This is a genomic window from Lysinibacillus sp. 10T31 (assembly GCF_056394365.1).
In genome coordinates this window covers 1-16,123 of sequence record NZ_JBFTHS010000074.1, presented here as the reverse complement: position 1 = coordinate 16,123, position 16,123 = coordinate 1, and the positions used below count along the sequence as shown (strand labels likewise).

Annotated in this window: 14 protein-coding genes; 1 reads left to right on the top strand and 13 read right to left on the bottom strand. The window is 40.5% G+C overall.

Going from position 1 to position 16,123, the window contains the following annotated elements; translation table 11 throughout:
- Window positions 1–158 precede the first annotated feature (158 nt).
- Together AC1DCY_RS25005 and mce are read right to left on the bottom strand one after the other, a co-directional pair.
- On the bottom strand, window positions 159–1,706 hold the full coding sequence (locus AC1DCY_RS25005; protein ID WP_477354761.1) for an acyl-CoA carboxylase subunit beta: 1,548 nt from the start codon (window positions 1,704–1,706) through the stop codon (window positions 159–161).
- A gap of 5 nt (window positions 1,707–1,711) precedes the next feature.
- The gene (mce, locus tag AC1DCY_RS25000) at window positions 1,712–2,125 is read right to left on the bottom strand and encodes a methylmalonyl-CoA epimerase (RefSeq protein WP_132356629.1); all 414 of its coding nucleotides are present in this window, start codon (window positions 2,123–2,125) and stop codon (window positions 1,712–1,714) included.
- Window positions 2,126–2,250: 125 nt separating this feature from the next.
- Between mce and prli42 the strand changes: the two genes are divergently transcribed.
- Complete coding sequence (gene prli42, locus AC1DCY_RS24995) at window positions 2,251–2,346, top strand: stressosome-associated protein Prli42 (protein WP_158003016.1); 96 nt, start codon at window positions 2,251–2,253, stop codon at window positions 2,344–2,346.
- A 20-nt stretch (window positions 2,347–2,366) separates the two neighbouring features.
- Here the strand turns inward: prli42 and AC1DCY_RS24990 are convergent, their stop codons facing one another.
- The 11 genes from AC1DCY_RS24990 to AC1DCY_RS24940 form a co-directional block, all read right to left on the bottom strand.
- Window positions 2,367–3,344, bottom strand: coding sequence for an aromatic acid exporter family protein (locus AC1DCY_RS24990; protein WP_477354756.1), 978 nt, complete (start codon window positions 3,342–3,344; stop codon window positions 2,367–2,369).
- Window positions 3,341–3,562 (bottom strand): hypothetical protein, encoded by a 222-nt coding sequence (locus AC1DCY_RS24985; RefSeq protein WP_477354753.1) that lies wholly within the window; start codon window positions 3,560–3,562, stop codon window positions 3,341–3,343. Before AC1DCY_RS24985 ends, AC1DCY_RS24990 begins: the two co-directional genes overlap by 4 nt.
- A 470-nt stretch (window positions 3,563–4,032) precedes the next feature.
- Entirely contained in the window at window positions 4,033–4,473 is a 441-nt protein-coding gene (locus AC1DCY_RS24980) for a BrxA/BrxB family bacilliredoxin (RefSeq protein ID WP_049664240.1), read from the bottom strand.
- 130 nt (window positions 4,474–4,603) lie between these two features.
- Window positions 4,604–5,701 (bottom strand): methylmalonyl Co-A mutase-associated GTPase MeaB, encoded by a 1,098-nt coding sequence (gene meaB, locus AC1DCY_RS24975; RefSeq protein ID WP_477354750.1) that lies wholly within the window; start codon window positions 5,699–5,701, stop codon window positions 4,604–4,606.
- The gene (gene scpA, locus AC1DCY_RS24970; protein ID WP_477354747.1) at window positions 5,701–7,854 is read right to left on the bottom strand and encodes a methylmalonyl-CoA mutase; all 2,154 of its coding nucleotides are present in this window, start codon (window positions 7,852–7,854) and stop codon (window positions 5,701–5,703) included. Before scpA ends, meaB begins: the two co-directional genes overlap by 1 nt.
- On the bottom strand, window positions 7,851–9,542 hold the full coding sequence (locus AC1DCY_RS24965; protein ID WP_477354744.1) for a methylmalonyl-CoA mutase family protein: 1,692 nt from the start codon (window positions 9,540–9,542) through the stop codon (window positions 7,851–7,853). Before AC1DCY_RS24965 ends, scpA begins: the two co-directional genes overlap by 4 nt.
- Before the next feature lie 132 nt (window positions 9,543–9,674).
- On the bottom strand, window positions 9,675–11,018 hold the full coding sequence (locus tag AC1DCY_RS24960) for a dihydrolipoamide acetyltransferase family protein (protein WP_477354741.1): 1,344 nt from the start codon (window positions 11,016–11,018) through the stop codon (window positions 9,675–9,677).
- Window positions 11,019–11,074: 56 nt separating this feature from the next.
- Window positions 11,075–12,058: an alpha-ketoacid dehydrogenase subunit beta gene (locus AC1DCY_RS24955; protein WP_477354738.1), complete on the bottom strand. Its 984-nt coding sequence runs from the start codon at window positions 12,056–12,058 to the stop codon at window positions 11,075–11,077.
- Complete coding sequence (locus tag AC1DCY_RS24950; protein WP_477354735.1) at window positions 12,058–13,074, bottom strand: thiamine pyrophosphate-dependent dehydrogenase E1 component subunit alpha; 1,017 nt, start codon at window positions 13,072–13,074, stop codon at window positions 12,058–12,060. The genes AC1DCY_RS24955 and AC1DCY_RS24950 overlap by 1 nt, the downstream gene beginning before the upstream one ends.
- A gap of 46 nt (window positions 13,075–13,120) precedes the next feature.
- Window positions 13,121–14,548, bottom strand: a complete 1,428-nt coding sequence (lpdA, locus tag AC1DCY_RS24945; RefSeq protein ID WP_477354732.1) for a dihydrolipoyl dehydrogenase — start codon at window positions 14,546–14,548, stop codon at window positions 13,121–13,123.
- Window positions 14,549–14,811: 263 nt separating this feature from the next.
- Entirely contained in the window at window positions 14,812–15,906 is a 1,095-nt protein-coding gene (locus tag AC1DCY_RS24940; protein WP_477354729.1) for a Leu/Phe/Val dehydrogenase, read from the bottom strand.
- Window positions 15,907–16,123 lie beyond the last annotated feature (217 nt).

The window sequence follows — 16,123 nt, the reverse complement described above, 5'->3', positions numbered from 1 at the left end:
TCTTTCTGTATAATTTTGTTGTGGTGACTTAATTTTATCAGAAGTGGTCCTTATTTTTTTATAAAAAAAATTTAAAGCCGGTGAAATTTTACTGATCGTAAAATTTCACCGGCTTTTTAGTTTAGAGATGGGTTTTGTCCCAGCCTCTTGTACAATTTTTATAGAGGAATGTTTCCGTGCTTTTTCTCTGGACGTGTTTCATGTTTGTTCGATAACATATCTAGCCCTTGAATTAGCTTAATACGTGTATCACGTGGGTCGATAACATCGTCTACCATACCGCGAGATGCCGCAACGTATGGGTTTGCGAATTTATCTTTATATTCTTCAATTTTCGCTGCACGTGTTGCTTCTGGATCTTCTGATTTTGCAATTTCACGCGCGAAGATAATGTTAGCTGCACCTGCCGCACCCATAACAGCAATTTCTGCGTTAGGCCAAGCAAATACTAAGTCTGCCCCAATTGATTTAGAGTTAAGGGCAACGTACGCACCACCGTATGCTTTACGCAGAATCACTGTAATTTTTGGTACAGTTGCTTCTGAATATGCATAAAGGATTTTCGCTCCGTGACGAATGATACCGCCATGCTCTTGTTTAACGCCTGGGAAGAAACCAGAAACGTCTTCAAATGTGATGATTGGTATATTGTAAGCATCACAAGTACGAATGAAACGAGCAGCTTTGTCTGAAGAGTCAATATCTAACCCACCAGCTAAGACTTTAGGTTGGTTACATACAAGACCAACTGATTCACCAGCAATTCGCGCAAAACCAACTACTACGTTTTTCGCAAATTCTGCATGAACTTCCATAAATGAGCCTTCGTCCACTATTTGCTCGACAACTTTACGTACATCATAAGGACGAGTTGTTTCGATTGGTACAGCATCCACGATTTCCGGACGATAGTCATCACCCTCTGGACGTGCCTGACGAGGAGCTTTTTCTTTATTATTTTGTGGTAAGTAGCTTAATAGTTTCTTAATTTGATTAATAGCTTCTTCTTCAGATGGTGCGCGGAAGTGTGCATTACCACTTACAGCGTTGTTTACTTTTGAACCACCTAAATCTTCAGCAGAGATTTTTTCACCTGTTACTGTTTCAATAACTTTCGGTCCTGTAATAAACATTTGAGATGTTTTATCAACCATTAGAATGAAGTCTGTAATTGCTGGTGAATATACTGCCCCACCAGCACATGGTCCCATGATAACTGAGATTTGAGGAATTACCCCAGAGTAGATTGCATTACGATAGAAAATATGACCATAACCATCAAGTGAAAGTACACCCTCTTGAATACGAGCGCCGCCTGAGTCATTAATACCGATAAATGGTGTACCATTTTTTGCAGCGAGATCCATCACAGTTGCCATTTTTTTTGCGTGCATTTCACCAAGCGCTCCACCAAATACAGTGAAATCTTGAGAGAATAAGTATACTGGACGTCCATTAATTTTACCGAAACCAGTTACTACACCATCACCAGGACCTTCCATCTTGTCCATACCAAAGTCTACTGTACGGTGTGTAATGAATGGGTTGATCTCGAAAAATGTACCTTCGTCTAGTAATAATTCAATACGCTCACGAGCAGTTAATTTGCCTTTATCATGTTGCTTCTCGATGCGCTCATAGCCACCACCAAGTTCAATTACTGTCTTACGGTCATACAAGTCATTAATTTTGTCGAACATATCCATACTGATCACTTATCCCCTTTTCCACTTTTATCGCATAATTCATATAACACACCGAAAGATGATTTCGGATGCATGAAAGCAACTTCTGCACCACCAGCACCTGGTCCTGGCTCTTCAGATAAAAGACGGACGCCTTTTTCACGAAGCTCAGCCATACGCTCACGAATACCTGTTACACCGAAAGCTACATGGTGAATACCTTCTCCACGCTTTTCGATGTATCCGTGAATAGTACTTTTTTCACTCATCGGTTCTAATAACTCAATTTTTACATTACCCGCATCAATGAATGCAACACGAACCTGTTGAGATTCTACTTCTTCCACTTTTAGCAGCTTTAAGCCTAAAGTTTCTGTATAATATGTAATGCGTTCATTAAGATCGCGGACTGCAATCCCAATATGATCTACTCTCTCCATGGTGACATCTCCTTCTGTTATGGTACATAATCTATTTTACAGACTTTTTCGTCAAAACTCTACTACTTGAGAAATTTTTCAGATTTGCTAAACTATTTATAAGAAAAGAAGGAGCGAACGAGCATATGAGTAATAAAAAATTTCAAAAAATCGTCGTTTATACGATGGTCGCAATCATGGTAATTTCATCTCTAGCATTCGGCTTATCAATGCTAGTGTAATGAAAAGCTAGGCGTCCGCATTACTGCGGGCGCTCTTTCTTTACCTTCAATCCCTTGAAAGACTGTTTAATTTCTAAATATCGATCCATTTCCTCTATAAATTGATAGAGTGAAGCTTGTGCTAGAAATTGCTCATGATTTTTCGGTAAGGGTAATTGGGCGAAATCTAGCTTTACTTGCTCTAACTTCTCTCTAAAATGACTAGCCGTATTTCCCGAATGAACATGTTTACCGAGGTCTTGTAAAAAGTCAGCAACGATAACCGCCTCTTGTACTATAACAGGAAGTGCCGTTACTTTTGGAAGAACCCTTTCTATAATTTCTAGCTGCTGTTCACGCATATCAAAATACAAGTAGTAGTCATTTTCTCGTCTCGTAAAATGATTTTCAACATCTTTAAACGCTAGGGATTTCGCACTATTTAACGCTTTAATTGCTTCAATAATTTCCTGCCCATCCCACAATGTATCGCCTTCTCTTAAATAGTTGGCAATTTCTGAAAAGATCTTACTGTAAAGTTCCTCAATTTTAACTCGATAGTAATTTAATTCCTTTTGAATGTCTGGCATATACATATTTATAGCTATTCCCGTACCATAACCAATTGCCATTAATGCGAATTCATTTGAAACAAGTGCCAATGAAAAGCTTTTAGCCGCATAAATATGCATGATAATAACTGCACTAGAGACAAAGCCATCTGCTACCTTTAATGACACAATTGTTGGTATAAAAATGATCAGCATTCCTGCTAATGTAAGCGGATGATAGGAAAATAGCTCAAAGCTCAAAAATGCATAAAGCATACCGATAATACTTGCGACGAATCGTGTATAAGCAGAATGAAGAGATTTTTTCTTCGTTGGCTGTACACATAATATTGTTAGAATACCAGCAGATGCATAAGAAGCTAATTCAAAGTATTGGGCAATGGCAATAGCGATTGCTGCGCCAAAGGCCGTTTTTAATGTACGATAGCCGATTGAAAACTTCTTCAAGTCGACTGCCTCCTATCTTTCAGTACTCTAATTTTACAAACGTGTTGAAGGCTATATATCACTACAAACATAGGCACATCACCATAGCGTGGGGTTGATTTTCGTTCCGGCTGGGCGCTTTGTCGCTGACGCGCAGATAAAACATTTGTTGTTGCTGTCGCTACGCTTTCGCACAGATAAAACAATTGTAGCTGCCGCTTCGCTTTCGCACAGAGCAAAGCTTCCTGGGGGCGTCCTATGAGCCGCTTGGGAAGGCGTTATCACAGGACGTGATGGTTTTAGCCTTCGTTCCTCTTTTGCTAATCCCCAAGGAGTCGCCCAGCCTCCACTCCAATCAACTAATATTCATTGAATAGGTTTTAACAAATGTCATCCACAACTTTTGGTGATGAGCCGCAATATAGTAGTTTTAGAAATATAATGGTTTCACCACAATAATGCCCAATATTTCTAATCAACACTCCTGTTAATTTTATTCATTTCGAACTTTAGATGAACCGTTTAGCCAATATTTCAAATATTCCGAATGTCAATCGACTAGTATATTGAATATAAAAGAAGATTATCTATGAAGTCATGCAAATCGGGGATCATCTATCATGGCTAAGTAGTAAGCCTCCGCAGCTGTTTTCTAGCCGCGGGGCTTTCTACTTAAAGAATAGCTTCTCTTTTATCTCTATGAAAAAAATTAAAGTTCGTCGCAATATTCCTCAAAGTTTGCTTGTAAGTTTGTTACTACTGACATTGGGTCATGCCCCTCAATTTCATAGCGCCCAACTTCTGCTACTACTTGACCATCCTTTAATAACACAAATGAAGGAGAAGATGGTAAATGATCTTCACCGAAGTGATAACGAGCAGCTGCAGTTGCTTCTTTGTCTTGACCAGCAAATACCGTTACAAGATGGTCTGGACGTTTATCGTAATGTACGCATTGTGCTGCTGCTGGACGTGCGATACCTCCTGCACAGCCACATACTGAGTTTACCATGACTAATGTTATACCTGGACGAGCAAACGCCTCTTCAACAGCTTCTGGCGTGCGAAGCTGCTCATAACCAGCACCCTCAATTTCTGCACGTGCTGTTTTTAAAATTTCTTGCATAAATAAATCGTAATCCATATTCATATAGCGATAAGCTCCTTTCAAGTTCGCGTCATCTTAAAATAATAGCTTTAGATATTCGACGCTCATACATCTCCTATCATAGCAGTTAGTGACGAATTTGTGCACCTAGTTGCTCATATAAGGGATCATATTATTTCTGTGATTGTTCATCGCTAAATAAACGATCTACACCTTGTGTGACAGTCAACTGTCCATTTAAAATTTGACGTTCTAAAAGTTGCACCTGTGCTTTACGTTCTGGATTACCATAAAACATATCGATTAGATGGTCGGTAATCATCGATTGGAACCATTCTTTTGTCTGATTTTGGCGTCTAATTGACCAATAATTATTGGCCTCAACAATTTGCTTAAACTCCCCTATTGTACTCCACACTTTGTCGAGTCCCCGTTTTTCCCACGAGCTTACCGGCATTGCTGTGGACATCCAACCTGGAGTTGCAGGCTGTAAGAAATGTAAAATTTGCTTATACTCGGATACCGTTTTTTTAGCAAGACGAACATTATCACCATCAGCCTTATGAACAACAATGGCATCTGCTAACTCCATAATGCCCTTTTTCATGCCTTGTAGCTCGTCCCCGGCACCTGTTAAAACTAACAGCAAAAAGAAATCAACCATTCCACGGACATACGTTTCACTTTGTCCAACACCGACTGTTTCTATTAAAATGACATCATAGCCTGCCGCTTCACAAACAAGCATCGTTTCACGTGTCTTTTTATGAACACCTCCTAGGGTACCTGCCGATGGAGAGGGACGAACGAATGCATTAGGCTTTTTCACGAGCTCCTCCATCCGAGTTTTATCGCCTAATATACTTCCTCCCGATAAAGAAGAGCTTGGATCAATCGCTAGGACTGCCACTTTTTTCCCCATATCACAAAGCATCGTTCCAAAAGCCTCAATGAACGAACTCTTTCCCGCACCAGGAACGCCTGTTATCCCAATACGGACACTGTTCCCTGTATGTGGTAGAAGCTCTTGTAAGAGTTCTTGTGCTTGCACTTTATGTGCTACATTTGAACTTTCAATGAGTGTAATAGCTTTTGACAAGTGTGTACGAGAGCTTGCACGTACTTCTCGTGCAAGCTCCTGTATGTTTAAATTGTCTGCTTTTTTCTTTCGGAATTTTTTCGGTGTACCATATTGCATTCCGTCGTGAGTTGCCTCTACTCCGTCCATAACAAATAGCGCACTTTCAGGCATTCCTTTGTTTTTGTCCATTATTCAGACACTTCCTCATAGCCTAAACGTTTGTAAATCTCTTCAATAATCTTTTGTGCCGATACAGGAATAACTGTACCAGGTCCAAAAATCGCTACTGCGCCAGCTTCATAAAGGAATTCATAATCTTGTGCTGGAATAACGCCTCCAACAATAATAATAATATCTTCGCGGCCCAGTTTTTCTAACTCTGCTACTAATTCAGGAACTAGCGTTTTATGACCAGCTGCTAATGAAGATACACCAATGACATGAACATCGTTTTCCACAGCCATTTGAGCTGCTTCAGCAGGTGTCATAAATAATGGTGAAATATCTACGTCAAAGCCTAAGTCAGCATATCCCGTTGCCACAACCTTTGCACCACGGTCATGTCCATCTTGTCCCATTTTCGCTACTAAAATACGTGGGCGACGGCCTTCATTCTCAAGGAATTCCTCTGTCATTTGTTTCATTTCAGCAATTTGCTCTTCATCAGAGAAGTTTGCAGAGTAAACGCCAGAGATTGAACGAATTACTGCCTTATGGCGACCTGAAACAACTTCAATTGCGTCAGAAATTTCACCTAAAGAAGCACGAGCACGCGCTGCATCGACAGCTATTGCTAATAAGTTTTCTTCACCATCTTGCGCAGCTTTCGTTAATCGAGCTAGATGTTTTTGTACTTCTGCTTCATCACGAGCTGCCTTCATTGCTTCTAAACGTTCAATTTGCTTTTGACGAACTAATGTATTATCAATGTCAAGAATGTCGATAGGTTCTTCTTTTTCTAAACGATATTTATTTACACCTACGATTGTTTCTGTTTTAGAGTCGATTTTCGCTTGACGTTTTGCCGCAGCTTCTTCAACTTTCATTTTTGGAAGACCTGTTTCGATTGCTTTCGCCATGCCGCCAAGTTCTTCGATTTCTTCAATTAATGCCCACGCAGATTTTGTAATTTCGTCTGTTAATTTTTCCACATAGTATGAACCGCCCCATGGATCAATGACTTTTGTCATTGCCGTTTCTTCTTGTAGGAACAGCTGTGTATTACGTGCAATACGTGCAGAGAAATCTGTTGGTAGCGCAATCGCTTCATCCAGTGCATTTGTGTGAAGAGATTGCGTATGCCCCATTGAAGACGCATTCGCTTCGATTAATGTACGTGTCACATTGTTAAATGGATCTTGCTCTGTTAAAGACCAACCAGATGTTTGTGAGTGTGTACGAAGTGCTAATGTCTTAGGATTTTTCGGATTAAACGTTGACATCATTTGTGCCCAAATTCGACGTGCAGCACGCATTTTTGCAACTTCCATGTAATAGTTCATACCGATTGCCCAGAAGAATGATAAACGCGGTGCAAAGGCATCAATATCGATTCCAGCCTTTAACCCTGTACGAACATATTCAAGACCATCTGCTAATGTATAAGCAAGCTCGATGTCATTTGTTGCTCCAGCTTCTTGAATATGGTAACCAGAAATCGAAATGGAGTTAAATTTCGGCATATATTTCGCTGTATATTCAAAAATGTCTGCAATAATTTTCATCGACATTGCTGGTGGATAAATATATGTGTTACGAACCATGTATTCTTTTAAAATATCGTTTTGAATCGTACCCGCTAATTGGTCTGGTGTAACTCCCTGCTCTTCAGCAGCAACGATATAGAATGCAAGAACTGGTAATACAGCACCATTCATTGTCATAGAAACTGACATTTGATCTAAAGGAATTTGGTCAAATAAAATTTTCATATCTTCTACAGAGTCAATCGCTACTCCAGCTTTACCAACATCCCCTGTTACACGAGGGTGGTCCGAGTCATAACCACGGTGAGTTGCTAAGTCAAAAGCAACTGAAAGTCCTTTTTGACCCATCGCTAGATTACGTTTGTAGAATGCATTTGATTCTTCAGCTGTTGAGAAGCCAGCATATTGGCGAACAGTCCAAGGACGAGCTACATACATAGTAGGGTATGGACCGCGCGTATTTGGCGCAATACCTGCAACATCATTTAAATGTTTTGCCTCTTTAATATCTTCTTTTGTGTATATATCTTTAATTTCAATACCTTCATTGGTCATGAATTTTTCTTCTGACGCTTGAGGTGCCTCAGCTGCTAAAACTTTTTCGATTTCAACTGCACTAAAATTTGGCTTGCTCATCGTTGGACCTCCTTCATGCTAGCGAACACTGAATTTAACTTTTCGATGATGTTCTGTCCTGCGAAAATAAAGCCGTTTAAGCCATTTGCTAACCAAGCTTCTTCTTCGTCTTTAAATTTACCTGCAACGTCAACAATTACGTTTGCTGGTTTGCCTGCTAAAATTGCTGGTACTAATTCTTTTGTAGCGTCATCATTACCTGCAATTACCACATATGTTGCTTCTGTAGCGTTTAACCAAGCTAATGCTTCTTCAGCTGCAGCAACTGGTTCACTTTTTTCTGGTACTAGACCTACAGTGTTTAAGAAACCTGACACGAAATCGGCACGTGGTTTTGAGCTTTTTAGTGTACCTAATGCTAAGATTCCTGTTTGCACATTAGCCGCTGTCATTTCCGCACGTAATTGCTCAAAAGGTTTAGCAATGCGCTTAATTTCTGCAAACGCTGGGTTTGTTGCGCTTTCAAATACATCTGCCGGATTAGCATAAATATTTGTACCGATTAATGATTGCTTACGCGTTTGTACCGCCTTGATACGAGCTTGATAGGATTTTTCTAGTTCCTCCGCAAGCTTGCCAGATGCAGTGTAAGCGTCAATACCTCCAGCTGCTTCAATTTCTACGAATAATGCCCAAGCTTCTTTCACAAAATCTGCTGTTAATGACTCAATAAAGTAAGAGCCACCAGCTGGGTCTATAACTTTTAAAACATTTGTTTCTTCTTTTAAGATTAAAGATACATTTCGTGCAATACGAACCGATTGATCGGTTGGTTTCGTTAATGCATCGTGAGGGTGAACTGTAAAGACATCCGCACCACCAATTAAGCCTGAAAGAGTTTGATTCGCTGAACGTAACAAGTTTACATATACATCCAGCTTCGCGAAGCTTCTTAATGATGTTTCAGCAATAGTTGGAACTTTTACGCAATTAGATACTCCATATGCGGATGAGAACGCTTTCCAAAGTACTTTAAAAGCACGGAGTTTTGCAATCTCTGTAAAGAACTGTGTATCAACTGCAAAGGATACATAAAATTTCTTAGCGAACGCTTCAAAGCTTTCTTCTTGATTTGCGTATTTTGCGGCTAATGCAAGCGCATATGCTAACTCTTGGACTGCGTTTGCTCCTTCATTATGATAAACCGTAGTATCCGCACCGACTGAGCGCACGCTCGGGAAATCATTTAAAGAGATCGGGTCTTTCGAAACGATGAAACCTTTTACAGTTTCTCGCTGATTAACTGCTATTTTGTCGAACACTGCTAATAATGGGTCATTTGAATTTTCAACCGTAATTTTAAACGAATATTCAGAGAAATAAGTTGCTAATTGTGCCAATACTTCTTCAGTCCATTCAAAATTCACACGGCTATCAACTGTTACTACTTCATTGCCTCGAGCTAAGCTATCATCAAGCTGTAAAAAAAATGCCTCGCTTGTATCAGCATATATTTGCTGTGCCACTCGAAATGCTTCGTTATTTTGTAGGGAACGGATTGTAGCAACTTGTTTATCAAGTTCTTCACCAAGTTTTGCTACTAAACTTTCTTGGGTGTAAAGAGGTTCTAATGTAATACCTTCACTCGTTTTCGTTAAAAGAGACTCGAATGGTTTCCCTTTTAAAGCCTTGATTGCTGCATCTTGCCATTCTGAATAGGACGGCTTTTCAAATTCAATATTTTTCATGTTGTTTGACATGCGGACGCTTAATCAGCTTCCCCCCTTAGTAGTTTCTATTTGTTATTCTACATGACAAATTGCGACTCGGAAAGCAAAAAAAAATCGGAAACCGTTATATAACAGGCTTCCGACAAGTTATCAATAGACTGACGTCGAGGATTTATTTGTATTTTCGAGTATTTCTTTTACTCTATTTAGGAATTTTCCGCAGACAAGTCCATCAAGAATACGATGATCTAAAGATAAACATAAATTCACAATATCTCGTGCAGCGAACATTCCACCAGGTAAAACAACTGGTTTTTTTACAATACTTTCCACTTGAAGAATAGCCGCTTGTGGATAATTAATAATGCCCATCGACTGTACAGAGCCGAATGCACCCGTATTATTGACCGTAAATGTACCACCTTGTATATCGTCCATCGTCAGTTTTCCGGCACGAACTTTCGCCGCAAGCTCATGAATTTCCTTAGCAATACCTTTAATTGATTTTTCATCAGCGTGTTTTATAACAGGAACAAATAATGCATCATCTGTTGCAACTGCAATGGAAATATTTATGTCATGCTTTTGAATAATTTTGTCCTCTGCCCACATGGAATTCATCATCGGGAATTCCTTTAGAGCTTGAGCAACGGCTTTTACGAAGAAAGCAAAATACGTAATATTAAAGCCTTCTTTTTGCTTAAACTCTGTCTTAATGCTATCACGATATGTTACTAAATCTGTAACATCTACTTCCATCATCATCCATGCATGTGGCACTTCATGAACGCTTCGTACCATATTATTGGCGATAGCACGGCGCACCTTCGTTACCGGAATTTCAATATCTCCTGCTTGAATTGGTTGTGCCGGTGTGGCTGGTTTAGTATTCTCCTGTGATGTATGTGCTGCAACTGGTGCTGACTGAGGAACGACTGTATCGACTGCAGGTGGTGTTTCACCCATAGTAGTTGGCACATTTCCTGCTTCAATCAGCTTCATTAGGTCTTTTCTTGTAATGCGTCCCCCTTCACCTGTACCTGTTATTTGATCAAGTGCAATTTCATACTCTTGAGCAAGTCGAAGAACAGCTGGTGAATAACGGACTTTATCTTGTCGTACTGTTTTTTGCGATGCTACTGTAACTTTAGTTGTTTGCTGAGTCTCCTGTTTTTTTTGTACACCTGCATTTAAAATTGCTGTACTTACCGCTGATTTTTTCGGCGGAGGCGGAGGAGGTAACTCACTGTCACCTGCTATTTCAACGGAACAAACGACTGCACCAACTGGTAACGTTTGCCCTTCCTCTGCAAGTAGTTCTGTAATGACTCCTTCAAAAGAAGACGGGATTTCAGCATTTACTTTATCCGTTACAACTTCTGCTAGTGGATCATATTTTTTTACTGTATCTCCTGGCTTGACAAGCCATTTTTCAATCGTACCTTCTGTTACACTTTCGCCGAGCTGTGGCATTGTAATATTTTGAATAGCCATCATCTATTCCTCCCATCAATATTATGCCTAGGTGTAATTGTATCTATCGAATTATATTAGAATGCAGCTAGTTCTCGCATTGCACGCTCTACTTTTTCAGGGTTGATCATAAAATACTTTTCCATTGTTGGTGCATACGGCATAGCTGGAACATCTGGTCCTGCAAGTCGCTGAATTGGAGCATCGAGCTCAAATAAACAATGCTCCGCAATAATTGCTGCAACCTCACTCATAATGCTACCTTCTTTATTATCCTCAGTAACAAGTAAAACTTTACCTGTTTTACTGGCCGCCTCAATGATCGCTTCTTTATCAAGTGGATATACCGTACGTAGGTCAAGAATATGCGCTGAAATACCATCTGCTGCTAAGCGCTCTGCCGCTTGTAATGCAAAATGGACAGCTAAACCATACGTAATGACAGTAATGTCTTCCCCTTCACGCTTAACATCTGCCTTACCAATGGGCAATGTATAATCGTCTACAGGGACTTCACCTTTAATGAGTCGATATGCACGCTTATGCTCAAAAAACAGGACTGGATCCTCATCGCGTATTGCTGCTTTTAACAGACCTTTTGCATCATACGGTGTTGATGGGATAACAATTTTCAACCCTGGAGTTCCCGCGAAGAGTGCTTCTACAGACTGTGAATGATAGAGCGCTCCGTGAATACCTCCGCCAAATGGTGCACGTATAACCATCGGGCAAGACCAGTCATTATTTGAACGATAGCGAATTTTTGCTGCTTCAGAAACAATTTGATTAACGGCAGGCATGATGAAATCAGCGAATTGCATCTCGGCAATCGGGCGCATCCCGTACATCGCAGCACCAATACCAACACCTGCAATTGCACTCTCTGCTAGCGGCGTGTCAAGTACACGATGTTCACCAAATTGCTCGTAAAGACCTGCTGTCGCTTTGAAAACCCCGCCTTTGCGACCAACGTCCTCTCCTAAAATAAAAACACGCTCATCACGTTCCATCTCTTCCTTCATCGCTAATGTAATCGCATCAATATAAGACATCACTGCCATTACACATCACCTCCGTCCACTGGTGCATATACGTATTTCATAGCATGTTCTGCTGCTGCATACGGAGCAGCTTCTGCATAATCTGTTGCTTCATTCACCTCTGCCATGACACGCTCTTCTATTTCAGCACGTAGTTTTTCTGTCATAACTCCTGCATCTGTTAGATACTTTTCAAACAACAGAATTGGATCCTTTGCCTTTCCTTCTGCTATATCCTCGGCAGTTCGATATTGACGATCATCATCATCCGAAGAATGAGCCGTTAAGCGGTAAGTTACCGTTTCTATCAAACTCGGCCCTTCACCACTACGCGCGCGATCAGCCGCTTCTTTTACAACCTTATAAACTTGTAACGGACATTTTCCATCAACCGTAACACCTGGCATACCATAGCCAATACCGCGATCTGATACTTTCGCACAGCCTAATTGACGTTCTACAGGCACAGAAATTGCGTATTGATTATTTTCTACCATTATAATTACTGGCAGCTTATGCACTCCTGCGAAATTCGCACCTTCATGGAAATCACCTTGGTTAGAAGAACCTTCACCAAGCGTAACAAAAGTAATAAAATCTTCTTTTTGTAGACGACCTGCTAGAGCTACTCCCACCGCGTGTGGAACTTGTGTAGTAACTGGTGAAGACCCTGTTAGAATACGATTTTTCTTATGTCCAAAATGACCTGGCATTTGACGCCCACCCGAGTTTGGATCCTCTGCTTTAGCAAATGCGGATAACATTAATTCTCTTGGTGTCATGCCAAAATGTAAAACAACACCCATATCACGATAGTACGGTGCAATATAATCTCTATTATTATCAAGAGCAAAGGCTGCCCCTACTTGCGCTGCCTCCTGTCCCTGACAAGAAATAACAAACGGAATTTTACCAGAACGGTTTAATAACCACATACGTTCATCTAGTCTTCTCGCCATTAACATCGTTTCGAAAATTGCAAGTACATCTTCGTTTGATAAACCTAAATCCTCATGCTTAATTTGAACATCTTGCATACGAACACCCCTTCCCGACGTTTCACTTTCGCTACCTAAAGAGAAATTAAAAATGAATTGCGCGATTATCCACCGCTAACGCTGATTCCGCTAGTACCTCATTGAGTGACGGATGTGGATGAATGGCCTGGCTAATTTCCCAAGGCGTTGCATCCAATAATTTAGCAAGTGATGCTTCTCCAATTAAATCTGTCACATGTGGCCCTACCATATGAATACCCAAAATATCATTCGTTCCTTCATCGGCAATAATTTTTACAAAGCCATCTGTCTCTCCATTAACTAGCGCTTTTCCAATCGCCTTGAATGGAAACTTACCGACCTTCAATGAATAACCTTGCTCTCGCGCAGCACTTTCTGTTAAACCAATACTTGCAACCTCAGGGTAAGAATAAACGCACTTTGGTACATTTAGAACATCAAGTGCCTCTGTTTTACCCGTTGCAATATGCTCAATAGCAGATATCCCTTCGTGTGAAGCAACATGAGCTAATTGTAAGCCACCGATAACATCCCCTATGGCATACATATGTGATTCCTTTGTTTGGTACGAATCATTGACTTTGATAAACCCATTTTCAACTTCTATTTCTGTATTTTCTAATCCAATACCTTGTGTATTTGCTTCACGTCCAACACAAAGCAACACTTTATCAGCCTCAAATAATTCATCCTTATCATTAACTTTCGCAGAAATGAAAACGTTATCATTTTCAATTTTAAAGGTTCCCGTATCTAAGCGAGCGTTTGTAACAATGCGGACGCCTCTTTTTTCAAGCTGCTTGGTTACCTCTTTTACAATATCCGTATCCTCTGCAGGTAAAATGGATGGCCCATATTCAATGACCGTAACGTAAACCCCAAAATCACAAAGCATCGAAGCCCACTCAATTCCAATAACTCCTCCGCCAACAATTAACAATGACTTCGGAAGATTTTCCATTTCCAGTGCATGATCAGAATTCATCACATATTGACCGTCAACCGTTAGTCCGGCCATCCCTCTTGGCTTTGATCCTGTTGCAATGACCACATTTGTTGGAACTAACATTTCATTTTCATCGCCATTATTCATTTCAACTGAAATAGTACCAGGCATTGGTGAGAAAATGGACGGCCCTAAAATTCGTCCTGTTCCCTGATAAACGTCTATTTTGCCCTTTTTCATCAGTGTATTCACACCTTGGCTCAATTGCTCAACAATCGTTTGCTTCCTTGCCTGCACTTTGTCGAATTGCAATGTAACTCCTTTAATATCAACACCATATTCAGCAGCTGTTTTATTTGCCATACGATACACTTCTGCACTTCGAAGTAAGGCCTTACTTGGTATACAGCCTTTATGCAAGCATGTTCCACCTAGGCGCTCACGTTCGACAATAGCTGTTTTTAAGCCAAGCTGTGCAGCTCGAATTGCTGCAACATAGCCACCTGTACCTCCGCCTAAAATGACAACATCATAATTTTGAGCCATATGGATTCCCCCTTATGAGAAAAATGCTAAAGCATTTTGTTCCTTTGGTACCTACGATAAATGATCTGTCCTTGCAGTTTAAATTCATATCAATTATGCCTCGGCATAATTTCCGCTGTCGCGCAGTTAAACAATGCGTCCGGAATTGGCCGGAGGCATTAACTTCTTTCAACGGGTGTCCAAACACTCGCTGAAAGAAGTTAAACTATTAATTTACTATAAAGTTAGAAGAAGTCGACAATGCGACTTCTATTAAGCGGTTCTTAACGACCGTGTAAAATATTTTTTTCATTTTTTAAGAATTGACTACGAGACTTTGATACTCGAGCGATACGTTCTTCTGCTAAACGATTAGCTGCAACATATGTCGGTATACCATCACGTTTAGAAATCTCGAAGATTTTTTCGATACTATCATAAATGCCTTCAACACGTTTCATCGCACGCTCACGGTTATATCCATATAATTCATCAGCTACATTTATTACTCCACCTGCATTAATGACATAATCAGGTGCATAAACTATCCCTAATTCATGTAAATAATCACCATGGCGAGAATCTTGTAGCTGGTTATTGGCAGAACCCGCGATAACCTTTGCTTTTAGTTGCGGAATCGTTTCATCATTTAAAATCGCACCTAATGCACAAGGTGAGAAAATATCAACTTCCTGTGAATAGATTTCCTCTGGTGCAACAGCAGTCGCATCAAAATCATTCACAACTCGATCAATTGCTGCTTGATTAATATCTGTAACAACAAGTTTTGCACCTTCATTATGTAAATACTCGCAAAGCTTGTAAGCTACATTACCTAAACCTTGTACAGAAATAGTACGCCCCTCTAGTGATTCAGATCCAAATGCTTCTTTTGCTGCTGCTTTCATACCACGGTATACCCCGTAAGCAGTTACTGGAGATGGGTTTCCTGATGAACCAAAAGCCGGGGAAATTCCCGTTACATAATTAGTTTCCTCGTGCATTAAATCCATATCTGTCACTGTTGTACCAACGTCTTCTGCAGTAATATAACGACCATTAAGCCCTTGGATGAAACGTCCTAGTGCACGGAACATTTCTTCATTTTTATCTTTAAATGGGTCACCTATAATAACCGTTTTTCCTCCGCCTAGGTTTAAACCAGCTGCAGCATTTTTATAGGTCATCCCTCGTGCTAAACGTAATGCATCCTCTATCGCATTTTCTTCTGATGCATATGTCCACATACGTGCCCCGCCTAGTGCTGGCCCAAGTGTTGTGTCATGGATAGCGATAATCGCTTTTAACCCTGATGCTTCATCTTGGCAAAATACCAATTGTTCATAATCATACTTTTCCATATACTTGAAGATTTCCATGAAAACTCGCCCCTTTGCTTTGGAAAGTGCATCCCCAAATGCCCATCCCAATTCAGTATAATAAATGTATCAATTATGCCTCGGCATAATTGCGTCCGGAATCGGCTTTGTGCTTAGGCCTGCACGAGGGCCGACACGATGTCGGTCATTTCGATAATGCCACAGGACGTGGCGTTTTTACCGATGCAGGTCAGTTAGCCGTTATCGCATGGATGCG